The sequence below is a fragment of the Oryzihumus leptocrescens genome (assembly GCF_006716205.1).
GTDB lineage: Bacteria > Actinomycetota > Actinomycetes > Actinomycetales > Dermatophilaceae > Oryzihumus > Oryzihumus leptocrescens.
Genome location: NZ_VFOQ01000001.1, coordinates 2900092 through 2922782 on the forward strand (window position 1 = coordinate 2900092; position 22691 = coordinate 2922782).

Here is a 22691-nt window from a genome sequence, read left to right on the forward strand (position 1 = left end):
GGCCGGCGGCTGTTCACTGCTGCCCGCCGTCCGCCCCGGCAAACCCCTGGCGCGTCATGGTGCCCCACACGTGCGTGCCCCGGCGCAGACCGGCCCACCAGCCCTCGACCCGCCACCAGGCGGTCAGCTGGCGGTAGCCGAGGTTCTCGGCCACCGACGCCAGGAGCGTGGCGCCGAGGTCGCGCCAGCGGGGGTACTTGTGGAACGACAGCTCCTCCACGGCCATCGCGGCGAGGGTGACCACGATCGCGTAGCCGTAGGCAACGAGCACGAACAGCAGGGCGAACCGGACGTTGACCAGGCCGAGGGCCAGCCCGAGCGGCACCAGGACGATCCCCGCGAGCTCCAGGGCCGGCGCCAGCAGCTCGAAGACCCAGTACCACGGCAGGGCGATCATGCCGATCCGGCCGTAGCGCGGGTTGAGCACCATGCCGCGGTACTTCCACAGCACCTCCCACAGCCCCCGGTGCCACCGGCGGCGCTGCGAGCGCAGCACCGTGAGGTTGGCGGGCACCTCGGTCCAGGAGACCGGCTCGGAGACGAACTCCACGCGGTAGTCCCGCTTGGCGCGGCGCATGTGGCGGTGGATCCGCATGACGAGCTCGAAGTCCTCGCCGATGCTGTCGGTGTCGAGGCCCTGCACCTCCACCAGCACGTCGCGGCGAAACAGTCCGAAGGCCCCGCTGATGAGGATCAGCGCACCCATCCGCGACCAGCCGGTGCGCCCGAGCAGGAACGCCCGGAGGTACTCCACGATCTGCACCCGGGGCAGCCACTGCCGCGGGGTGCGGATCTCGACGATGCGCCCGGCGACGACGGTGCAGCCGTTGGCGGCCCGCACCACGCCACCGGTGGCGACGGTGCGGATCGGGTCGTCGGCGAACGGCTTGGCCACGGTGAGCAGCGCGTCGGGGTCCAGCAGCGAGTCGGCGTCGACCATCGCCACGAGCGGCTCGGACGCGGCGTTGATGCCCACGTTGAGGGCGTCGGTCTTGCCGGAGTTCTCCTTGCGGACCGCCACGAGCCGGGTGCGCCCGTCGCGGGGCACCCACACGTCGATGACACGGGCCTTGACCGGCACGTCCCGCGGCAGCTCCCGGTCCACCCGGACGAGGTCGAAGGCCTCGCGCAGCCGCTCGAAGGTGTCGTCGGTGCTGCCGTCGTCGATGACCACGATCTCGTGCCGCGGGTAGCGCAGCGCGAGCATCGCCTGCACGGAGGGCACGATGCCGGCGGCCTCGTTGTAGGCCGGGACGAGCAGGGACACCCCCGGCGCGAGCTGGCTGGACACGGTCTCCTCGCGCCCGGCGTGCTCGAGCCGGCGCAGGTGCGCCACGAAGCCGCCCGCGGCCATGAGGATCAGCAGCAGGTAGGAGGTGTTGATGACGAGGAAGTAGACGAGGACCGGCACCTCGAACGCGTGCAGCAGCCAGGTCACGACCCCGCGGGTCGACTCCAGGAGTGCGTCGGGGTTCATGCCATGGCCCCTTCCCCGGCGCGCAGCCGGGCGAGCTGCAGTGCGCCGCGGGCGGCGGGTGCCGCCGGGGTGCCGTCCGGAACCCCGGTGAGCTGCCCGATACCGGTGGGGCCGAGCTGGACGAGCGCGTCCGCCGCGATCTGGGCCAGGCGACGGTCGGGGTCGGCAAGCAGCCCCGCCAGGGTGTCCGCGGCCAGCGGGTGCCCCACCTCCCCGAGTGCCGCGGCGCAGGTGCGCCGCAGCTCGACCGGCTCCCCCGCAGCGGTATGCCGCGCCAGGGTCGGCACGTCGTCGGCCCCGCCCACCAAGCCGAGGGCCGCCGCTGCCGTCGCGCGCACCTCCGGGTCGGGGTCGGCGTCGACGAGCTCGCGCAGCCGCGGCGCGGACGAGACGAACGTGCCGTGCCCGGACACCAGGGCGGCGGCGTTGCGCACGGTCGGGTCGTCACTGTCGAGGCCCTCGCGCAGGGCGGCCGCTCCCCCGGTGCCCAGGGACAGCAGGGCCTCGGCGGCCAGGAAGGCCGGGACCCCGACGTGCCCGCGCACGCTGTGCAGCGCCCGCAGCACGTCCCCCGCGGCGACCGGGTCACCGATGGCGCCCAGGGCGCGGACCGCGACCAGGCGCACCTCGGCCGAGCGGTCCCGGAGCAGTGGCAGCAGGTGGGGGACGTGGGAGCGGTCGCGGACGAGGCCCAGCAGGTAGGCGGCGCGGGCGCGGGTGACCACCGAACGCGACCCCAGCTCGGCCAGCGCGCGGTCGACGTCGCCGTGCTCGCGCAGCACGAGGACGAGGTCCTCGACCGGCTCACCGCGGACCTTGGCGAGCATCGCGGTCACGGCCGGGCCGACGGTGCGCCACGCCTGGTGGTCGACCGCGAGCAGGTGGGCCATGGCCGCACCGTCGTCGTCCTCGCCGGAGCCGAGGATGAGCAGCGGCATCCGGTGCGGTGCCAGGGCAGCCTCGGTGGCACGCTCCCGGTGGGTCCGGGCCAGCTTGGCCACGACGACGAGCACGGTCAGGCCGACCGCGGTCAGGGCGACCACGAGGCTGACGCCGATCAACAGCCCCTGGGTGATCACGCCTTGACCCGGGCCAGCACGACGTTGACCCGGTGGAGCAGCTCGCGAGGGCTGAACGGCTTGATGACGTAGTCGTTGGCGCCCGTGGCGAAGCCGGCGTCGACGTCGGCGTCACGGGACTTCGCGGTGAGCAGGATGACGGCGAGGTCGGCGGTGCCCGGGTCCTGGCGGACCTTGCGCAGCACGTCGATGCCGGACAGCCCGGGCATCATCACGTCGAGGACGGCCAGGTCCGGCGGGTTGTCCTGGATCGCGGCGAGGGCGGCGGCGCCGTCGCTGACAGCCTGCACGGCGTAGCCCGCCTGGCTCAGCTTGAAGACCACGAGGTCCCGGATGTCCCGGTCGTCATCGGCCACCAGCACACGCACGTCCGACGACATGTCCTCACCGCTCCCCTGCTCGCCCGTCAGCAGGACAAAAATATCGGAGCCTGACCGGGATTTCTCCCGATCAGGCTCCGAAATGGGCGTTCTGTTACCTCAGTTGTCGTCGTCGCCCTGGATCGAGGACGTCTTCTGGACCTGCATGAGGAACTCGACGTTGCTGCGCGTCTTCTTCAGGCGGTCGATGAGCAGCTCGATGCCCTGCTGCGAGTCGAGCGCGGACAGCACCCGACGCAGCTTCCAGACGATCTTGAGCTCCTCGGCCGACATGAGGATCTCCTCGCGGCGCGTGCCCGACGGGTTGACGTCGACGGCCGGGAAGATGCGACGGTCGGCGAGCTGGCGCGACAGGCGAAGCTCCATGTTCCCGGTGCCCTTGAACTCCTCGAAGATGACCTCGTCCATCTTCGAACCGGTCTCGACGAGCGCGGTCGCGAGGATGGTGAGCGAGCCACCGTTCTCGATGTTGCGGGCGGCACCGAAGAAGCGCTTCGGCGGGTAGAGCGCGCTGGAGTCCACGCCACCGGACAGGATCCGGCCGCTCGCCGGGGCGGCGAGGTTGTAGGCGCGGCCGAGACGCGTGATCGAGTCGAGCAGCACGACCACGTCGTGGCCCATCTCGACCAGGCGCTTGGCGCGCTCGATCGCCAGCTCGGCGACCGTGGTGTGGTCCTCGGCGGGACGGTCGAAGGTGGAGGCGATGACCTCACCCTTGACCGTGCGCTGCATGTCGGTGACCTCCTCGGGGCGCTCGTCCACCAGGACGATCATGAGGTGCGCCTCGGGGTTGTTGGTCGTGATCGCGTTGGCGATGGCCTGCAGCACCATCGTCTTGCCGGCCTTGGGCGGGCTGACGATGAGGCCGCGCTGGCCCTTGCCGATCGGCGCGACGAGGTCGATGAGCCGCGTGGTCAGCACGGTGGGCTCGGTCTCCAGGCGCAGGCGCTCCTGGGGGTACAGCGGGGTGAGCTTGCCGAACTCGACGCGGGCACGCGCCTGCTCGGGGGTCATCCCGTTGACCGTGTCGAGGCGCACCAGCGCGTTGAACTTCTGCCGCGAGCTGCCGGGCTGCTCGCCCTCGCGGAGCGCCTTGACGGCCCCGGTGACGGCGTCACCCTTGCGCAGGCCGTTCTTCTTGACCATGCCCAGCGGGACGTAGACGTCGTTCGGGCCGGGCAGGTAGCCGCTGGTGCGCACGAACGCGTAGTTGTCGAGGACGTCGAGGATGCCGGCGACCGGGACGAGCACGTCGTCGTCGGTCACGGTCTCGGGGCTGTCCTGGAAGTCGTTCTCGCGGCCGCCGCCACGACGCTTGCGGTCGCGGTAGCGCTGACGACCACGGCGACGCCCGCCGCCCTCTTCGTCGAAGTCGTTGCCGCCACTGCGACGACCGTCGTTCGTGCGGCCCTCGCCGCCACGGTCGTTGCGGTCGGTGCGGTCGGTGCGGTCGCCACGGGTGTCGTTGCGGTCAGGGCGCTCGCCACGCTCGGTGGTGCGCTCGCCACGACCCTCATTGCCCCGCTCGACGCGGTCGCCCCGGGTGTCGTTGCGGTCGTTGCGCTCGCCGCGGTCGTTGTTGCGGTCGTTGCGCTCGCCGCGGTCGTTGTTGCGCTCGGTGCGCTCGCCACGGCTGTCCGTGCCGCGGTCAGCGGCCCGGTCCTCGCCACGGGTGTCGTGGCGCTCGGTGGAGCGCTCGCCGCGGCTGTCGTTGCCACGGTCGGCGGCGCGCTCGCCACCGTCGTGCTGGCGCGGCTGCTCGGCCGCGGGAGCCTCGGGGCCACCCGCGGGCCGCTCGGCCCGGCGGGACGCGCGGGCGGGGCGCTGGCCGTTGGCCGGGGCGTCGGTGGCCTTGGCCGGGGCCTCGGTGGCCGGGGCGGAGCCGCCGGCCTGGCGCGCACGGATGGCGGTGAGCAGGTCGCCCTTGCGCATCTTCGCCGTCCCGGTGATGCCCAGGCTCGTGGCGAGCCCCTGGAGCTCGGCCAGGCGCATGGTGCTCAGACCGCCCGTACGACGAGTGGTCCCGCCGTTGCCCTCAGGCACTGCGACGAGCTCGGTGGTGTCTGTCACGAAGGATCCTTCCCCCTCGTATTCGGTCCGCCAGATTGCGGAACCGGGGTCTGCGTCAGGTCAGAACCTGATCGATGGGGCCATGCGTGCTGGCGGGTAGCACAGCAGGACGCAACGGGAGCGTTGCGCGCTCACATGGTGGTTGGTGCACGGTGGCGAGTGGCTCGACCAGGGGGGATGATCGGCGTTCGTCGCCGGGGTGCGTCCTCAGGGTAACACCACCACACGACCGCCATGTGCGAAGTGTCAAACGTGGTGTCCTGCACGGTCATTCCCGCAGGTCAGCCCGCAACTCGGTCGATCCGGGCGCCGGTGCCGGCGATGCCGGGGCGCAGCACCTGCCACCCGTGCCCGGGCACCAGGGCGGCCACCGCGTCGACGTCGGCGCGGGTGCTGAGGACCAGCACGCTCGGGCCCGCGCCGGAGATGACGGCGGCGTGCCCCCGCTCGCGCAGCCGGTCCACGAGCGCCATGGACGCACCGAGCGCGGCCCGCCGCTGCTCCTGGTGCAGCCACTCCCGGGTGGCCGGCAGCAGCAGGTCGGGCCGCCGGGTGACGGCCTCCACCAGCAGCGCCGCCCGGGCCGAGTTCAGTGCCGCCTCGGCGTGCGGCACGTGGTCCGGGAGCACCGCCCGGGCGGTGCTGGTGGCCAGCTGGGCCTGCGGGACCAGCAGCACCGGGGTGACCTCGGGACTGACGGCCAGCTGCACGGTGCGCGTGTGCCGCGGGGTCTCGGCCTCGGACCAGGACAGCGTCATCCCGCCGTACACACTGGCCGAGGCGTTGTCGGGGTGTCCCTCGACCGCGCTCGACAGGTCGTTGGTGAACTCCCGGTCGAGCCCGCCGTCGAGGTCCTCCACCCCGGCGGCGAGGTCATGCAGGCCTTGTGCCGCAACGACTCCCGTGACGATGGCCGTGGCCGAGGAGCCCAGCCCGCGACCGTGGGGCACCGCGTTGAGGCAGCTCATGGTCAGGCCGGCCGGCGGCTCGACGCCGAGCTCGGCCCAGGCGCGGACCATGGAGCGGTAGACGAGGTGGTTCTCGTCCAGCGGCACGCTGGACGCACCCTCGCCGGCGACCTCGACCTGCAGGCCGGGGGCGCCGGACACCGTCACGGTGCACTCGTCCCACAGGCCCAGGGCCAGGCCGATCGAGTCGAAGCCGGGTCCCAGGTTGGCACTGCTGGCCGGCACCCGGACCCGCACGCAGGAGCCGGGCACCAGCGGGGTGACCACGTTCAGCCCTCGAGCCCGAGGGCGCTGGCGGCGGTGAACGCGTCGACGGGCACCCGCACCGGCAGCACGGGCTCGCCGTCGGCGTCCTTGAGCGCCCAGGCGGGGTCCTTCAGGCCGTGGCCGGTCACCGTGCAGACCACAGTGGCCCCGGCCGGGACGAGCCCGTCCTCGGCCGCGGCGAGCAGGCCGGCGACGCTGGCCGCGGACGCCGGCTCGACGAAGATCCCCTCGCGGGCCGCGAGGATGCGGTGGGCGTCGAGGATCTGCGCGTCGCTGACGGCGTCGATCCGGCCGCCGGAGTCGTCGCGGGCCTCCAGCGCCTGCTTCCACGAGGCGGGGTTGCCGATGCGGATCGCCGTCGCGATGGTCTCCGGGTGGTCGATCGGGTGCCCGGCCACGATCGGCGCCGCACCCTCGGCCTGGAAGCCCCACATGCGGGGCAGGCGGGTGGCCGGGCCCGGCATACCGGTCAGGGAGCCCTCGGCGAGGTACTCGCGGTAGCCGCGCCAGTAGGCGGTGATGTTGCCGGCGTTGCCCACGGGCAGGCAGTGGATGTCGGGGGCGTCGCCGAGGGCGTCGACCACCTCGAACGCGGCGGTCTTCTGCCCCTCGATGCGGGCCGGGTTGACCGAGTTGACCAGCTCCACCGGGTAGGCCTCGGCGAGCTTGCGGGCCAGCGTCAGGCAGTCGTCGAAGTTGCCGTCGACCTGCAGCAGCCTCGCGCCGTGGGCGATCGCCTGGCTGAGCTTGCCCATGGCGATCTTGCCCTCGGGCACGAGCACCCCGCAGGCCATGCCCGCCTTGGTGGCGTAGGCCGCCGCCGAGGCGCTGGTGTTGCCGGTGGAGGCGCAGATGACCGCGCGGGCGCCGGAGCGCGCGGCGGCCGAGATCGCCGTCGTCATGCCGCGGTCCTTGAACGAGCCGGTCGGGTTCAGGCCTTCGTACTTGACCCACACCTGCGCACCGACCACCTCAGAGAGCACCTCGGCGTGGATGAGCGGGGTGCCACCCTCGCCGAGGGTGACCACCGGGGCCCCCTCGAGGGACGGCAGGCGGTCGCGGTACTCGTGGATGACCCCACGCCACAGGTGCGCCATGCTCACTCCCCCTCCACGCGCATGACCGAGGTCACCGCGCGAACGGTGGGCAGCTCGGCCAGCGCGTCGACGGTGGCCGACAGGGCCGCGTCGGGCGCCGAGTGGGTCACGATGACCAGGCTGGCCCGCCCGTCCTCCGGCGTCGCCGGGTCGGGGCTGAGCAGCTGCTGGCGGACCGTCTCGATGGAGACCTCGTGCTGGGCGAACGCGGTGGCGACCTGCGCCAGCACGCCCGGGCGGTCGGCCACGTCGAGGCTGATGTGGTAGCGCGTCTGGGCCCGGCCCATCGGCAGGATGGGCAGGTCGGCGTAGGTCGACTCCCCCGGGCCGAGGCCGCCCACGACCTTGTGCCGGGCGACCGCGACGACGTCGCCGAGCACGGCGGAGGCGGTGGGGTCGCCGCCGGCGCCGCGGCCGTAGAACATCAGCTCACCGGCCGACTCCGCCTCCACGAAGACCGCGTTGAACGCCTCGCGCACCCCGGCCAGCGGATGGGTCCGCGGGATCATCGCCGGGTGGACGCGCACGGAGATGCCGCGGCCACCGGGCTCGGCCGGGTCGTCGGTGACCTCGCAGATCGCCAGGAGCTTGACCACGCAGTCCATCTCGCGGGCGGCGTGGACGTCGGCGGCGGTGACCTCGGTGATGCCCTCGCGGTAGACGTCCTTGCCGCTGACCCGGGAGTGGAACGCCAGGGAGGCCAGGATCGCGGCCTTGGCGGCGGCGTCGAAGCCCTCGACGTCGGCGGTCGGGTCCGCCTCGGCGTAGCCGAGCTCCTGCGCCTGCTCGACCGCCTCGGCGAAGCCGGCTCCGGTCGTGTCCATCTTGTCCAGCACGTAGTTGGTCGTGCCGTTGACGATGCCGAGCACCCGGCGCACGTCGTCGCCGGCGAGTGACTCGCGCAACGGGCGCAGCAGCGGGATCGCCCCGGCGACGGCCGCCTCGTAGTAGAGGTCGACGTCGTGCTCCTGGGCGGCCTGGTAGAGCAGCGGCCCGTCCTCGGCCAGCAGCGCCTTGTTGGCGGTGACCACGCTGGCACCGTGCTCGAACGCCCGCAGGATCAGGCTGCGCGCCGGCTCGATGCCGCCGATCACCTCGACCACGACGTCCGCGCGGGTGACCAGGTCTTCGGCGTCGGTGGTGAACAGCGAGGGGTCGACCCCGGTCTCACTGCGGTCCTTGCCCGCCCGGCGCACCGCGATGCCGACGACCTGCAGCGGCCGGCCCACCCGGGCGGCCATGTCGTCGGCGTGCTCCGTGAGCAGGCGGGCCACCGCCGTGCCGACCACGCCGCAGCCCAGCAGGGCCACGCGCAGGGGCTGGACGTCCGGACTGGCCAGGTTGCTCACGCTTGCTCCTCACGCATCTCGGGCCTCACGAGCCTGCTGCCATCCTGCCGTGTCCACGCTGTGGACGCGCCTCGTTCCGCGATGCGGACGACGTGGCTACTCGACGTCGAGGGCGAGGATGTCCTCAATGCTCTCGCGCCGCACGATGACCCGGGCCACGCCGTCGCGGACGGCCACCACCGGCGGGCGGGGGACGTGGTTGTACTGGCTGGACAGGCTGCGGCAGTAGGCCCCGGTGCCGGGGACGGCGATGAGGTCGCCGGGGGCCACGTCGGAGGGCAGGAACTCGTCCTTGACGATGATGTCCCCGCTCTCGCAGTGCTTGCCCACCACGCGCGCCAGCGCCGGGAGGGCCTCGCTGCGCCGGTTCGCCAGCGTGCACGAGTAGTCCGCGTCGTACAGGGCGGGGCGGATGTTGTCGCTCATCCCACCGTCGACGGCGACGTAGGTGCGGGTCGCGGCGCCGTCGAGCAGCACCTCCTTGACCGTGCCGACCTCGTAGAGCGTGAAGGTGCTCGGCCCGGCGATCGCCCGCCCCGGCTCGACCGAGATCCGGGGCACGGCGACCCCGTCGGCGCGGCACTCGCGGGCGACGATCTCGGCCATGCCGGCGGCCAGCACCTTCGGCGCCAGGGGGTCGTGCTGGGTGGTGTAGGCGATGCCGAAGCCGCCGCCGAGGTCGAGCTCGGGCAGCTCGACCCCGTGCTCGCGGGCGACGTCGAGGTGCAGGCCCATGACCCGACGGGCCGCGACCTCGAAGCCGCTGACGTCGAAGATCTGGCTGCCGATGTGGCTGTGCAGCCCCTTGAGGGAGAGGTATGCCGGGTGCTCCAGCACGCGCCGCACCGCCTCGGCCGCCTGGCCCCCGGACAGGCTGAACCCGAACTTCTGGTCCTCGTGGGCGGTGGCGATGTACTCGTGGGTGTGGGCCTCGACGCCCACGGTCACCCGGATGAGGACCGGGGCGACGACCCCGAGCCGCTGCGCCGCCCCTGCCACGCGGTCGATCTCCTCGAAGGAGTCGAGCACGATCCGGCCGACGCCGTGGCGCAGCGCCGCCTCGATCTCGGCGACCGACTTGTTGTTGCCGTGCAGGCCGATCCGCTCCCCCGGGACGCCTGCGCGGATCGCCACGGCGAGCTCCCCGCCGGAGCAGACGTCGAGGTGCAGCCCCTCCTCGTGGACCCAGCGCGCGACCTGGGTGCACAGGAACGCCTTGCCCGCGTAGTAGACGTCGGCGCCGCCGCACAGGTCGCCGAACGCCTCGGCGAAGGCCTCCTTGAACTCGCGGGCGCGGCCCCGGAAGTCCTCCTCGTCGATGACGTAGGCAGGGGTGCCGAACTCGGCCGCGATGTCACGCACGTCGACGCCGCCGACGGTCAGCGCGCCGTCCCGGGCGCGGCGCACCGACCGGGCCCACAGGTGGGTGACCAGGTCGTTGACGTCGGCCGGGGGCTTGAGCCACGACGGCCCGCGGTAGCCCTCGGCGTGCAGCGCACCGGCCTCGTGGGCGCGCATCAGATCTGCTCCGGCGCCGAGACGCCCAACAGGCCCAGGCCGCCGGCGAGCACCTGCCGGGAGGCGTCGCTGAGCCACAGCCGGGTGCGGTGGAGGTCGGTGACCTCCTCCTCGGCGCGCGGCCGGACCCGGCACTCGTCGTACCACTTGTGCAGGCGGGCGGCGAGGTCCTCCAGGTAGCGGGCGACCCGGTGCGGCTCACGCAGCTGCGCCGCCTGCGCGACCACCCGCGGGAAGTCCCCGAGGATGGCGAGCAGCGCCGACTCGGTCTCGTGGGTCAGCAGCGCCGGCTCGAAGCCGTCCTCGCGGCGCACCCCGTCCTCGGCGGCAAGCCGCGCCACCCGGCAGGTGCGGGCGTGGGCGTACTGCACGTAGAACACGGGGTTCTCGTTGCTGTGCTTCGCCAGCAGGTCGAGGTCGATGTCGATCGTCGAGTCGGTCGAGGACCGGGTGAGGGCGTAGCGGGCGGCGTCGACACCAACGGCCTCGACGAGGTCCTCGAGCACCACGACCGTCCCGGCCCGCTTGCTCATCCGCACCGGCTGGCCGTCCTTGACCAGGTTGACCATCTGGCCGATGAGGATCTCGAGGTTCTCGTGCGGGGTGTCGCCGAACGCGGCGCACATCGCCATCATCCGCGAGACGTAGCCGTGGTGGTCGGCGCCGAGCATGATGAACACCCGGTCGAAGCCACGCTCGCGCTTGTCGAGGTAGTAGGCCAGGTCACCGGAGATGTAGGCCGGCTTGCCGTCGCTCTTGATGACGACCCGGTCCTTGTCGTCGCCGTAGTCGGTGGTGCGCAGCCACCGGGCGCCGTCCTTCTCGTACATCACGCCGAGCTCGGTCAGCCGGGCGATCGCACGGTCGACGGCGCCGGACTCGTGCAGCGAGTTCTCGTGGAAGTAGACGTCGAAGTCGACACCGAAGTCGTGCAGCGAGGACCTGATCTCGCCGAACATCAGCTCGACGCCGAGCGCCCGGAAGCGTTCCTGCGCCTGGTCGTCGGGCAGGTCGAGGATGCCCGGCTCCTGCTCCATCACCGTGGTGGCGATGTCGCTGATGTAGGCCCCGGCGTAGCCGTCCTCGGGAGCCGGCTGCCCCTTGGCTGTGGCCAGCAGCGACCGGGCGAACCGGTCGATCTGGGCGCCGTGGTCGTTGAAGTAGTACTCCCGGGTGACCTCGGCCCCGGAGGCCTCGAGGATGCGGGCCAGGGAGTCGCCGACGGCGGCCCAGCGGGTGCCACCGAGGTGGATCGGGCCGGTCGGGTTGGCCGAGACGAACTCGACGTTGACCCGCTTGCCGGCCTCGGCGTCGCCGCGACCGTAGGCCGGCCCCGCCTCCACGATGGTCCGCGCCAGCTCCCCCGCCGAGGCCGCGTCCAGCGTGATGTTCAGGAACCCCGGGCCGGCGACGTCGACAGCCTTGACGCCGCTCACGGCACCCAGACGCGCGGCGAGCCGGGACGCGACCTCCCGCGGCGGCATACCGGCACCCTTGGCCAGCTGCAACGCCACGTTCGTCGCCCAGTCCCCGTGCTCGCGGCTGCGCGGACGCTCCACCCGCACCTCATCCGGCACGACGACGGTCAGCTCGCCCGCCTCCACGGCGGCAACGAGCGCGGAGCGGATGGCCAGCGCAAGCTCTTCGGGGGTCACCTCCCGAAGTCTAGGGCGCGGGGTCAGCCCTCCTCGGGGGTGTCCACGCCGGTCTCGGTGCCGGTCTCGGGGGCGCGCTCGAGGCGCTCGGGCGCCGAGACGCCGAGCAGGCCGAGACCGTTGGCCAGCACCACGCGCGTGGCCTCGTTGAGCCACAGCCGGGTGCGGTTCAGGTCGGTGACCTCCTCACCCGCGTGGGGGCGGACGCGGCACTCGTCGTACCACTTGTGGAAGCGGCCGGCGAGGTCCTCCAGGTAGCGGGCGACCCGGTGCGGCTCCCGCAGCTGCGCCGCCTGCGCGACCACCCGCGGGAAGTCCCCGAGGATGGCGAGCAGCGCCGACTCGGTCTCGTGGGTCAGCAGCGCCGGGTCGAAGCCGTCCTCGCGGCGCACCCCGTCCTCGCCCGCGAGCCGGCTGACGTTGCAGGTGCGGGCGTGGGCGTACTGCACGTAGAACACCGGGTTGTCGTTGGACTGCCGGCGCAGGTCCTCGCCGTTGAGCGAGAGCGGGCTGTCCGCGGGGTAGCGCGCCAGTGTGTACCGGATGCCGTCGGCCCCGATCCAGTCCAGCAGCTCGCTGAGGTAGATGGCGTTGCCACGGCGCTTGCCCATGCGCTCACCGGCGATGTTGATCAGCTGGCCGATCAGCACCTCGATGTTGACCTCGGGGTCGTCCCCAGCACACGCCGCGATGGCCTTGAGCCGGCCGACGTAGCCGTGGTGGTCGGCGCCGAGCAGGTAGATCTTCTCGGGGAAGCCGCGGTCCTTCTTGGACAGGTAGTAGGCGGCGTCGGCGGCAAAGTAGGTCGGCTCGCCGTTGGCACGCACCATCACCCGGTCGCGGTCGTCGCCGAAGTCGGTGGTGCGCAGCCAGGTCGCGCCGTCGGCCTCGAAGACGTGGCCCTGCTCGCGCAGCCGGTCCACCGCCTGCTCGACCGCACCGGCGTCGTGCAGGGCCTTCTCGGAGAACCACACGTCGAAGTGGACGCCGAACGCCTCCAGCGTCGAGCGGATGTCGGCCAGCTCGGCGCGGTAGCCCAGCTCGCGCGCCACGGCCACGGCCTCCTCCTCGGGCAGCTCGAGCAGGTCGGGGCGCTCGGCCACCACGGTGCGGGCCAGGTCGGTGACGTACTCCCCCGGGTAGCCGCCCTCGGGCACCTCGGTCCCCCGCGCCCGGGCCAGGATCGAGCCGGCGAACTTGTCCATCTGGGCACCGGCGTCGTTGACGTAGTACTCGGCGGTGACCTGCGCCCCCGAGGCCGCGAGCAGCCGGTGCAGCGCGTCACCGAGCGCGGCCCAGCGGGTGTGGCCGATGTGCAGCGGACCGGTCGGGTTGCCGGAGACGAACTCCAGGTTGATGGTGTGCCCGGCCATGGCCTCGTTGCGACCGTAGGCCGGCCCCGCCTCCACGATGGTCCGCGCCAGCTCCCCCGCCGACGCCGCGTCCAGCGTGATGTTGAGGAACCCCGGGCCGGCGACGTCGACAGCCTTGACGCCGCTCACGGCACCCAGACGCGCGGCGAGCCGGGACGCGACCTCCCGCGGCGGCATACCGGCACCCTTGGCCAGCTGCAACGCCACGTTCGTCGCCCAGTCCCCGTGCTCGCGGCTGCGCGGACGCTCCACCCGCACCTCATCCGGCACGACGACGGTCAGCTCGCCCGCCTCCACGGCGGCAACGAGCGCGGAGCGGATGGCCAGCGCAAGCTCTTCGGGGGTCACGCCGACCAGCCTAAAGGGGCAGGTGAGCGCCTCCCGACGGTGCCCTCGACGGGCTCCTGGGCCTGGTCCTAGACCCGGCCGCCGACGGCGAGGATGCCGATGAGCGCGAGCAGCTCGTCCGGCTCGAACGGCTTGGCGATGAACCCGTCGACGCCGGCCTGCTCGGCCTGGGCCCGATGGTGGGACTGCACCGAGGCGGTGACCATGATGATCGGGATGTCCATCAGCCGCGGGTCCGCGCGGATCATCGAGACGGTCCACCAGCCGTCGCGCCGTGGCATCAGCGCGTCGACGGTGATGACGTCCGGCAGCGGCTGGGAGGTGTCGTCGAGGATCTCCAGCGCCTCCTCGCCGTCGCGCGCCTCGATCACCTCATAACCCTCGAGCTCCAGGTTCACCCGGATCAGCGTGCGGATCTGGTCGGTGTCGTCGACGACGAGGATGCGACCGCTCCCCTCGGCATCGTGATAGCCGTACCTCGCACTGGTGCTGCGACCCGGCCCGCCCCATTCCATGAAACCCACCCTAGGCTGCTAACCTCATCCGGCGCGCTCGATCCGGGTCGGAAACCTTTCCGACAGCGGTCGTTGGCCCCCGTAGCTCAGGGGATAGAGCACCGCCCTCCGGAGGCGGGAGCGCAGGTTCGAATCCTGCCGGGGGCACCACGCGCACGAGGACCCCTCGCCCACCAGGGCGAGGGGTCCTCTTCGCATGCAGGGGCCCTCCAGCCGTTGTGCCGTGCGCCTCACCCCCGCGGACCTCACCACCCCACCCGCCGAGGGGGACCGACGACGGTGTCGTGTCAGCGCTGGCTGGCGTCGCTGACCTCGCCGACGAGCTCCTCCAGCACGTCCTCGAGGAACACCACGCCCTGGTTGCTGCCGTCGGTGTCGACGACGCGGGCCAGGTGGGAGCCGGTGCGCTGCATCGTGGCGAGCACGTCCTCGACCTCGTCGCCGGGGGCCACCGTGGCCAGCCGGCGGACGCGCTTGAGCGGCACCGGCTGGGTGTGCTCCTCCTCGTCGGCGTAGAGCACGTCCTTGAGGTGCAGGTAGCCGGCGAGGTCGCCGGAGGCGTCGGTGAACGGGTAGCGCGAGAAGCCGTGGCGGGCGACGAGGCGCTCGACGTCGTCGGGGGTGGCCCCGATCGGCAGCGTGACCAGCTGGTCCAGCGGCACGGCCACCTCGCCGGCGACCCGGTCGCTGAACTCGATCGCCCCGCGGACCATGCCGTGGCGCTCGCCCTCGATCAGCCCCTCGCGGTGGCTCTCGGCGACGATGTGCTGGACCTCCTCGGCGGTGAAGGCGGAGGCGATCTCGTCCTTGGGCTCGACGCCGACCAGGCGCACGAAGGTCTTGGCCACGCCCTCCATCAGGCGGATCACCGGCCGAAGCCCCCGGGCGATGTAGAGCAGCGGCGGGGCCAGGGCGAGCGCGGCCTTGTCCGGTCCGGCGATGGCCAGGTTCTTGGGCACCATCTCGCCGACCACGACGTGCAGGTAGGCCACGAGCAGCAGGGCCAGGACCAGGGCGATCGGGTCGGCGGCGGACCCGGGCAGGTGCACCAGCTGCAGCACCGGCAGGATCAGCTCGTGCAGCGCCGACTCCGCCACGGCGCCGAGCCCGACCGAGCACAGGGTGATGCCGAGCTGGGCGGCGGTCAGGAGCGAGGCGATCTGCTCCAGCGCCTCCAGGCTGACCTGGGCGCGACGGCTGCCCGCGTCGGCCATCGGCTCGAGCTGCGAGCGCCGTGCCGCCATGACGGCGAACTCCGCGCCGACGAAGAAGGCGTTGCCCAGCAAGAGCAGCAGCGACAGCCACAGGGCGAGGCTCGGGCTCATGCTCGCTCCTCCGCCCGCTCGCCGGTCTGCCGTGTGCCGGTATGCCGGGTGCCCGCCTCGTCGTCCGGCTCAGGCGGGTGCGGCGTGAACCTCAGCCGGTCCACACGCCGCCCGTCCATGGCCTCCACCCGCACGGTCCAGCCGGGGACCGTGACGGTGTCGCCGACGACCGGCACGCGACCCAGCGCCGCCATGACGAAGCCGCCGACCGTCTCGTAGGCCGGGCCCTCGGGCACGTCGGCGCCGAGGCGGTCGTGCACCTCGTCCGGCCGCCACAGCCCGGGCACCGTCCAGGACCCGTCGGTCATCTCCCGGCCGGTGGTGCGGCTGCGGTCGTGCTCGTCGCTGACCTCCCCGACGATCTCCTCGATGACGTCCTCGAGGGTCACCAGCCCCGAGGTGCCGCCGTACTCGTCGACCACGACGGCGAGCTGCATGCCCGATCCGCGCAGCAGGAGCAGGAGGGGGTCGAGCCGGATCGTCTCGGGCACCAGGGTCGGGTTGATCATCAGCGCCGAGACCGGCACGTCCTCGCGCCGCTCGTGCGGCACCGCGATGGCGCGCTTGACGTGGACGAGGCCGTCGACGTCGTCCCAGTCCTCGCCGATCACGGGGAAGCGCGAGTGGCCGGTGCGGCGGGCCAGGCGCAGCACGTCGGCGGCGGAGGCGGTGCGCTCGATCGCGGTGCACCGCACCCGCGGGGTCATGACGTCGGCGGCGGTCTGCTCCCCGAAGTCCAGCGAGCGGGTCACCAGGCGCGCGGTCGTCTCGTCGAGCGTGCCGGCCTCCGCCGAGCGGCGCACCAGGGAGGCGAGCTCCTGCGGGGTGCGGGCGCCGGAGAGCTCCTCCTGCGGGGTGATGCCGAATGCCTTGAGCACCAGGTTGGCCGAGCCGTTGAGCACGACGATCAGCGGGCGGGTCAGCACCGAGAAGAGGCGCACCGGCACCGCGACGAGCTTGGCCATCCCGAGCGGCTCGGAGATGCCGAGGAACTGCGGGACCAGCTCGCCGAAGATCATCGAGAACACGGTGGCGAGGAACAGCGCCAGCCCGGCGGAAACCGGCTCCACCGCCCCTGGCGGCACGCCCACCGCCGCCACGGGGGTGGCCAGCAGCCGGCCGACCGAGGGCTCGGCGATGAAGCCGAGGACCAGGGTGGTCAGGGTGATACCGACCTGGGCCGCGGAGAGCTGGGTCGACAGCTGGCGCAGCGAGGTCAGCACCCTCCCCGCGGCGTGGTCACCCTCGTCGACGGCGCGCTGGACGGTGGGCTTGTCGAGCGCGACGAAGGAGAACTCCGCGGCGACGAAGACCGCCGTGCCAAACGTCAACGCCACGCCGGCGAGGACCAGCAGCCATTCGGTCATAGTGCGTCCATCCTAGAGAGCAGCCGGCCCCGCGGCGGGGTCCCCGCCTGCGGGATGACCCTGAGATCCCCCTGAGATCACCCGAAATGCCGGGCTCGCGCGCCGCCCCCCGTGGTGGGATGAGCGGCATGAGTGAGACCGGGGACCAGACATGACCACGACCGCAGTACCCCAGCAGGGCACCCGCATCGAGGTGCACGAGCTGACCAAGCGCTTCGGCAGCTTCACCGCCGTCGACCGGCTCAGCTTCAGCGTCGAGCCGGGCCGGATCACCGGCTTCCTCGGCCCCAACGGCGCCGGGAAGACGACGACGCTGCGCATGCTGCTCGGCCTCGTCCGCCCCACCGCGGGCACGGCGACCATCGGCGGGCAGCGCTACCACGACCTGACCGCCCCGCAGCGGGTCGTCGGCTCGGCGCTGGAGGCCACCAACTTCCACCCGGGGCGGACCGGTCGCGACCACCTGCGGGTGCTCGCGGACACCGCCGGCATCGACACCCGGCGGGTCGACGAGATGCTCGAGCTGGTCGGCATCCCCGCCGCGGCGCGCAAGCGGGCCGGCGGCTACTCCATGGGGATGCGCCAGCGCCTGGGCCTGGCCGCCGCACTCCTCGGGGACCCGCAGGTGCTCATCCTCGACGAGCCGGCCAACGGCCTTGACCCCGAGGGGATCCGCTGGCTGCGCCTCTTCCTGCGCCACCTGAGCGGCCAGGGCAAGACCGTGCTCATCTCCAGCCACATGCTCCAGGAGGTCGAGCAGACCGTCGACGACGTCGTCATCATCGCCAACGGCCGCCTCGTGCGGCAGGGCGCCATGGCCGACCTCCACGGCGAGAAGCGGGCGGTCGTGCGCACGACCGACGCCGCGGCGCTGGCCCGGGCGCTGAGCAGCGCCGGGATCACCGCCGACCCGGCCACTGACGGCCAGCTCGACGTGCACACCGGCGACCTCGCCCGCGTCGGCGACGTCGCCCTCGCCGCCGGGCTGCCCGTGCACGAGCTGCGCCAGCACCAGACCGACCTCGAGGCGCTGTTCTTCCAGCTGACCGAGGACCCGGCCAACCGCAACCGAAACCTGGACGGCTCACCCGACCCCGTCCCCCTTCCCGGCGGCACGCCCGCCCCGACCGAGAGCGCGGTGCGCTGATGAACGGCGCGATCAGGTCCGAGTTCCGCAAGATCTTCACGACCCGCCTCTGGTGGGGCATGGCCATCGGCGTCGTCGTCGTGGGAGGCGGCCTCGCGGCGGTCCTCGGCGGCCTGGCCGGACAGGGTGAGGGCCAGAACGCCTTGCCGGCCCTCGACAAGCCCGGCATGGTCACCACCGTCTACACCGCCGGCCTGAGCCTGGCCTACCTGCTCACCCTGGCCATCGGCGTCATGGTGATCGGCGCGGAGTACCGGCACAAGACGATCACGGCGACCTTCCTGTCCACCCCGCGCCGGGTCAACGTGATGCTGGCAAAGGTCGTTGCACTGCTCGGCGTCGGTGCCTTCTACGGCGTGCTCTTCTGCCTCAGCTCGGTGGGCGTCGGCGCCACGATCATCAAGCTCCGCGGCTTCGACCCGTTCCCGGCCGGCGAGCACGTCTGGCGCACCCTCGCGCTGAGCCTGCTGGCCCTCGGCCTGTGGGCGCTCATCGGCCTCGGCGCGGGCATCCTCATCAGCAACCAGGTCGCGGCGCTGCTCATCTCGATCGGCATCGCCTGGATCGGGCAGTCGCTGATGTCCCTGGCCTTCCTGGCGCTGCACTGGACGACGGCCAACGAGCTGCTGCCGGCCAACGCCACGAACGCCATGGTGTCGGGCCTCTCGCGCGGCTTCAGCGGCGAGTCGGTCGACCAGCTGAGCTGGTGGGGCGGGGCCCTCGTGCTGGCCGCGTATGCCACGGTGCTGGCCGGCATCGGGTCGTTCCTGACGGTGCGCCGGGACGTGACCTAACTCGCCTCCGACGGAGGGGATGGCGACGGCGTGGCCCCCGGCCTGCGGGGATAGGCTGGGGGCCGCCCGTAGTTATCGTCACCGTCGACGCGATGAAAGAGGCGATGTTCGCCGTGTCCGCCCAGCCACCGACCAACGACCCCATGGCAGCTTTCGGACCCAACGAGTGGCTCGTGGACGAGCTGTACCAGCAGTACCTGCAGGACAAGAACTCGGTCGACAAGGCGTGGTGGGAGTTCTTCGCCGACTACCAGCCGACCGACGGCCGCCAGGCCAACGGCAACGGCTCGGTGGCCACGGCCCCCGCCGCCCCGGCCACCCCCGCTCCCGCCGCGGTCCCGGCCACCCCGGCCCCCGCCAAGGCCGCCCCGGCCGCCCCCACAGAGGCGCCGGCCGAGCCCAAGGCCGCCGAGCCGGCCAAGCCCACCCCGCGTGACGCCCCCGCGGTCAAGCCCACCGGCCCCACGAGCGAGGACGAGACGGTGCCGCTGCGTGGGCCCGCCGCCCGGGTCGTCACGAACATGGAGAGCAGCCTCGCCGTCCCGACGGCGACCAGCGTGCGGGCCGTGCCGGCCAAGCTGCTCATCGACAACCGCGTGGTCATCAACAACCACCTGCAGCGCAGCCGCGGCGGCAAGGTCAGCTTCACCCACCTCATCGGCTACGCCGTGGTCAAGGCCCTGGCCGTGATGCCGGAGATGAACAACGGCTACACCGAGAAGGACGGCAAGCCGGCGCTGGTGCGCCCGGCCCACGTCAACCTCGGCCTCGCGATCGACATCGCCAAGCCCGACGGCACCCGCCAGCTGCTCGTGCCGAGCATCAAGGCCGCCGAGACCATGGACTTCGCGCACTTCTGGACGGCCTACGAGGACGTCGTGCGCAAGGCCCGCAACAACAAGCTGACCGTCGACGACTTCGCGGGCACCACGATCAGCCTGACCAACCCGGGCACCATCGGCACCGTGCACTCGGTGCCGCGCCTGATGTCCGGCCAGGGCACGATCGTCGGCGTCGGCTCGCTGGACTACCCCGCCGAGTGGCAGGGCGCCAACCAGGAGACGATCAACCGCAACGCCGTCAGCAAGATCCTCACGCTGACCAGCACCTACGACCACCGCATCATCCAGGGTGCCCAGTCCGGTGACTTCCTGCGCATCGTCAACGCGTTGCTGCTCGGCGAGAACGGCTTCTACGACGAGATCTTCGAGTCGCTGCGCATCCCCTACGAGCCGGTGCGCTGGGTCCGCGACATCTCCGCCAGCCACGATGACGACGTCAACAAGACGGCCCGCGTGCAGGAGCTCATCCACGCCTATCGCGTGCGCGGCCACCTCATGGCCGACACCGACCCGCTGGAGTACCGCCAGCGCCGTCACCCCGACCTCGACGTCACCACGCACGGCCTGACCCTGTGGGACCTCGAGCGCGACTTCGCCACCGGCGGCTTCGGTGGGCAGCCGATGCTCAAGCTGCGCAAGATCCTCGGCATCCTGCGTGACTCCTACTGCCGCACCGTCGGCGTGGAGTACATGCACATCCAGGACCCCGAGCAGCGCAAGTGGATCCAGTCCAAGGTCGAGGTGCCCTACGCCAAGACCTCCGCGGACGAGCAGCTGCGGATCCTGCGCCGGCTCAACGCCGCCGAGGCGTTCGAGACGTTCCTGCAGACCAAGTTCGTCGGCCAGAAGCGGTTCAGCCTCGAGGGCGGCGAGTCCGTCATCGCGCTGCTCGACCGCATCCTGTGCCGCGCCTCGGGCGACGGCCTCGACGAGGTGTGCATCGGCATGCCGCACCGTGGCCGGCTCAACGTGCTGGCCAACATCGCCGGCAAGTCCTACGGCCAGATCTTCCGCGAGTTCGAGGGCGCCCAGGACCCCAAGTCGGTGCAGGGCTCCGGCGACGTGAAGTACCACCTGGGCACCGAGGGCGAGTTCATCTCCGAGGACGGCGCCAAGACCAAGGTCTACCTGGCCGCCAACCCCTCGCACCTGGAGGCCGTCAACCCGGTCCTCGAGGGCATCGTCCGCGCCAAGCAGGACCGTCTCGACCTCGCCGGCGAGGACTTCACCGTCCTGCCGGTGCTGATGCACGGTGACGCGGCCTTCGCCGGCCAGGGCGTCGTGGCCGAGACGCTCAACCTGAGCCAGCTGCGGGGCTACCGCACCGGCGGCACGATCCACGTCGTCATCAACAACCAGGTCGGGTTCACCACGAGCCCGTCCTCGTCGCGCTCGTCCTTCTACTCCACCGACGTCGCGCGGATGATCCAGGCGCCGATCTTCCACGTCAACGGCGACGACCCCGAGGCCTGCGTGCGCGTGGCCGAGCTCGCCTTCGAGTTCCGCCAGCAGTTCAACAAGGACGTCGTCATCGACATGGTGTGCTACCGCCGCCGTGGCCACAACGAGGGCGACGACCCGTCGATGACCCAGCCGCTGATGTACAACCTCATCGAGGCCAAGCGCTCGGTCCGCAAGCTCTACACCGAGTCCCTCATCGGCCGTGGCGACATCACGGTCGAGGAGGCCGAGGCCGCGCTGCGCGACTACCAGCAGCAGCTCGAGCGGGTCTTCGTGGAGACCAAGGAGGCCACCAAGGCGGCCGCGACGGCCAACCACACCGAGGTGCCCGGCACCGACACCGAGGGCCACGGCGGCCTGGAGCGCCCGTCCGCGCAGGAGGCCGACGAGGCCGCCCCCGTGCGCCGCGTCGAGACGGCCATCCCGGCCGAGGAGATGCAGCACATCGGTGACGCGTTCGTGAACATGCCCGAGGGCTTCACGGTGCACCCCAAGCTGCACCAGCTCATGGAGAAGCGCGCCGAGATGGTGCGCAAGGGTGGCATCGACTGGGCCATGGGCGAGCTGCTCGCCTTCGGCTCGCTGCTCAAGGAGGGCGTCCCGGTCCGCCTCGCCGGTCAGGACTCCCGCCGTGGCACGTTCGTGCAGCGCCACGCGGTGCTCATCGACAAGGTGACCGCCGAGGAGTGGACCCCGCTGCTCTACCTCGGTGAGGGCCAGGCCCGCTTCTGGGTCTACGACTCGCTGCTGTCCGAGTACGCCGCGATGGGCTTCGAGTACGGCTACTCGGTCGAGCGTCCCGACGCGCTGGTCCTGTGGGAGGCGCAGTTCGGCGACTTCTTCAACGGCGCGCAGACGATCGTGGACGAGTTCATCTCCTCCTCCGAGCAGAAGTGGGGCCAGCGCTCCTCGGTCGTGCTGCTGCTGCCGCACGGCTACGAGGGCCAGGGCCCGGACCACTCCTCCGCCCGCATCGAGCGCTTCCTGCAGATGTGCGCCGAGGACAACATGACGGTGGCCTACCCCTCCACCCCGGCGTCCTACTTCCACCTGCTGCGCCGCCAGGCCTACGCGCGCCCGCGCCGCCCGCTCATCGTCTTCACGCCGAAGTCGATGCTGCGCCTGAAGGCCGCGGCCTCCCCGGTCGAGGACTTCACGCAGGACACGTTCCGTCCGGTGCTGCCCGACCGTGGTGCCCCCGAGCCGGGCGGCGTGACCCGCGTGCTGCTCGCCTCGGGCAAGGTCGTCTACGACCTGGAGGCCGAGCGCACCAAGCGCGGCGACCAGGCGACGGCGATCGTGCGGGTCGAGCAGCTGGCCCCGCTGCCGGGCGCCCAGATCGCCGAGGCGGTCAAGGTCTACCCGGGTGCCGAGCTGGTGTGGGTCCAGGACGAGCCGGCCAACCAGGGCGCGTGGCCGTTCATGGCGCTCAACCTGCCGCAGGCGCTGGCCGACCAGGGCGAGACCCGCGGGCTGCGCGTGGTCTGCCGTCCCGCCTCCGCCTCGCCGGCGACCGGGTCCAGCAAGAAGCACGCCGTCGAGCAGGCCGAGCTGATCGCCCGCGCGTTCGACCGCTGACCGGCATACCTGCCGCCCGCTGACAGGGGCGGGGACCGCACCTCGCGGTCCCCGCCCCTGGGCGTATGCCGTGTCGCGCCG

The 22691-nt window shown here is 72.3% G+C and carries 16 protein-coding genes and 1 tRNA gene; 4 read left to right on the forward strand and 13 right to left on the reverse strand.

All coding sequences use genetic code 11. The features are described from left to right. Positions 1 to 13 precede the first annotated feature (13 nt). The 11 genes from FB474_RS13605 to FB474_RS13655 all read right to left on the reverse strand — a co-directional run bounded on the left by FB474_RS13605 (position 14) and on the right by FB474_RS13655 (position 14096). Entirely contained in the window at positions 14 to 1477 is a 1464-nt protein-coding gene (locus FB474_RS13605; RefSeq protein WP_141789142.1) for a glycosyltransferase family 2 protein, read from the reverse strand. Next, positions 1474 to 2556 carry a HEAT repeat domain-containing protein gene (locus FB474_RS13610; RefSeq protein ID WP_141789143.1) on the reverse strand — a complete coding sequence of 361 codons (1083 nt, stop codon included), beginning with the start codon at positions 2554 to 2556 and terminating at the stop codon, positions 1474 to 1476. Before FB474_RS13610 ends, FB474_RS13605 begins: the two co-directional genes overlap by 4 nt. Then, entirely contained in the window at positions 2553 to 2936 is a 384-nt protein-coding gene (locus tag FB474_RS13615) for a response regulator transcription factor (RefSeq protein ID WP_141789144.1), read from the reverse strand. The genes FB474_RS13610 and FB474_RS13615 overlap by 4 nt, the downstream gene beginning before the upstream one ends. A gap of 99 nt (positions 2937 to 3035) precedes the next feature. After that, positions 3036 to 5006 carry a transcription termination factor Rho gene (rho, locus tag FB474_RS13620; RefSeq protein ID WP_425465307.1) on the reverse strand — a complete coding sequence of 657 codons (1971 nt, stop codon included), beginning with the start codon at positions 5004 to 5006 and terminating at the stop codon, positions 3036 to 3038. Between the two features lie 281 nt (positions 5007 to 5287). Next, the gene (gene thrB, locus FB474_RS13625; RefSeq protein ID WP_141789145.1) at positions 5288 to 6241 is read right to left on the reverse strand and encodes a homoserine kinase; all 954 of its coding nucleotides are present in this window, start codon (positions 6239 to 6241) and stop codon (positions 5288 to 5290) included. Between the two features lie 2 nt (positions 6242 to 6243). Continuing rightward, on the reverse strand, positions 6244 to 7338 hold the full coding sequence (thrC, locus tag FB474_RS13630; protein WP_141789146.1) for a threonine synthase: 1095 nt from the start codon (positions 7336 to 7338) through the stop codon (positions 6244 to 6246). A gap of 2 nt (positions 7339 to 7340) precedes the next feature. Next, positions 7341 to 8687: a homoserine dehydrogenase gene (locus FB474_RS13635; RefSeq protein WP_246092180.1), complete on the reverse strand. Its 1347-nt coding sequence runs from the start codon at positions 8685 to 8687 to the stop codon at positions 7341 to 7343. A 96-nt stretch (positions 8688 to 8783) separates the two neighbouring features. Further along, positions 8784 to 10205, reverse strand: coding sequence for a diaminopimelate decarboxylase (lysA, locus tag FB474_RS13640; protein ID WP_141789147.1), 1422 nt, complete (start codon positions 10203 to 10205; stop codon positions 8784 to 8786). Next, positions 10205 to 11860 (reverse strand): arginine--tRNA ligase, encoded by a 1656-nt coding sequence (gene argS / locus FB474_RS13645; protein ID WP_141789148.1) that lies wholly within the window; start codon positions 11858 to 11860, stop codon positions 10205 to 10207. The genes lysA and argS (FB474_RS13645) overlap by 1 nt, the downstream gene beginning before the upstream one ends. Before the next feature lie 23 nt (positions 11861 to 11883). Beyond that, complete coding sequence (argS, locus tag FB474_RS13650; RefSeq protein WP_141789149.1) at positions 11884 to 13581, reverse strand: arginine--tRNA ligase; 1698 nt, start codon at positions 13579 to 13581, stop codon at positions 11884 to 11886. 68 nt (positions 13582 to 13649) lie between these two features. Next, entirely contained in the window at positions 13650 to 14096 is a 447-nt protein-coding gene (locus FB474_RS13655; RefSeq protein ID WP_141789150.1) for a response regulator, read from the reverse strand. Between the two features lie 75 nt (positions 14097 to 14171). On the opposite strand from FB474_RS13655, the gene FB474_RS13660 reads away from it, so the two are divergent. Continuing rightward, a tRNA-Arg gene (locus tag FB474_RS13660) sits at positions 14172 to 14246 on the forward strand. A 137-nt stretch (positions 14247 to 14383) separates the two neighbouring features. Here FB474_RS13660 and FB474_RS13665 read toward each other — a convergent pair. Both FB474_RS13665 and FB474_RS13670 read right to left on the reverse strand, forming a co-directional pair. Further along, positions 14384 to 15421: a hemolysin family protein gene (locus FB474_RS13665; RefSeq protein WP_141789151.1), complete on the reverse strand. Its 1038-nt coding sequence runs from the start codon at positions 15419 to 15421 to the stop codon at positions 14384 to 14386. After that, positions 15418 to 16788: a hemolysin family protein gene (locus tag FB474_RS13670; RefSeq protein WP_141789152.1), complete on the reverse strand. Its 1371-nt coding sequence runs from the start codon at positions 16786 to 16788 to the stop codon at positions 15418 to 15420. The genes FB474_RS13665 and FB474_RS13670 overlap by 4 nt, the downstream gene beginning before the upstream one ends. Positions 16789 to 16939: 151 nt before the next feature. Here FB474_RS13670 and FB474_RS13675 point away from each other — a divergent pair, with 151 nt between their 5' ends. From FB474_RS13675 to FB474_RS13685, 3 genes are all read left to right on the forward strand, one after another. Further along, positions 16940 to 17935 (forward strand): ABC transporter ATP-binding protein, encoded by a 996-nt coding sequence (locus FB474_RS13675; protein ID WP_141789153.1) that lies wholly within the window; start codon positions 16940 to 16942, stop codon positions 17933 to 17935. Beyond that, on the forward strand, positions 17935 to 18729 hold the full coding sequence (locus tag FB474_RS13680; protein ID WP_141789154.1) for an ABC transporter permease: 795 nt from the start codon (positions 17935 to 17937) through the stop codon (positions 18727 to 18729). Before FB474_RS13675 ends, FB474_RS13680 begins: the two co-directional genes overlap by 1 nt. A gap of 92 nt (positions 18730 to 18821) precedes the next feature. Next, on the forward strand, positions 18822 to 22610 hold the full coding sequence (locus tag FB474_RS13685; protein WP_246092181.1) for a multifunctional oxoglutarate decarboxylase/oxoglutarate dehydrogenase thiamine pyrophosphate-binding subunit/dihydrolipoyllysine-residue succinyltransferase subunit: 3789 nt from the start codon (positions 18822 to 18824) through the stop codon (positions 22608 to 22610). The last annotated feature ends 81 nt before the right edge of the window (positions 22611 to 22691 follow it).